The organism is Paraburkholderia sp. SIMBA_054, from assembly GCF_046534875.1.
Lineage (GTDB): Bacteria > Pseudomonadota > Gammaproteobacteria > Burkholderiales > Burkholderiaceae > Paraburkholderia > Paraburkholderia hospita.
In genome coordinates, this window is the sequence record NZ_JAWRXV010000281.1 from 1 (window position 1) to 410 (window position 410).

At 49.8% G+C, this 410-nt stretch carries 1 protein-coding gene; it reads right to left on the reverse strand.

Annotated features, from left to right (window positions below; translation table 11 throughout):
* Window positions 1-410 (reverse strand): DNA polymerase domain-containing protein (locus SB822_RS55120; RefSeq protein WP_410858851.1); only part of this gene is annotated, 410 nt, incomplete at both ends.

A 410-nucleotide genomic window follows, 5' to 3' on the forward strand; every position in this document is an offset into this window, starting at 1 on the left:
GCAGAACGATGTAACCGATAACCATACCCGGTTTGATTTTAACACCTTTCGCCGCCAGACGTTTCGCAACCGCAACGTGCGGGCCGATCGCTTTGTATTCGTGCAGCGGACGGGTGATCTGTTCGTAGATCGCCAGTTTTTCCGGCGGGATTTCGTATTTAGACAGTTTCTGGGTAACTTCTTTAACGATACGAACCGCTTCTTCAACGTTACCGTGTTTCAGGATCGCTTCCAGAACACGCGCCTGGGTTTCTTTCGCGATTTCAGACCAGTCACGACGAACGATTTCCAGACCACGGGTGATGATTTTACCTTCTTCGTCGATCAGCGCGTATTTTTTTTTGGTAACGAAGAAACCACGTTTGTAGAAACCTTCGTATTCCAGTTCCAGCAGCCCCGGCAGTTTCGCG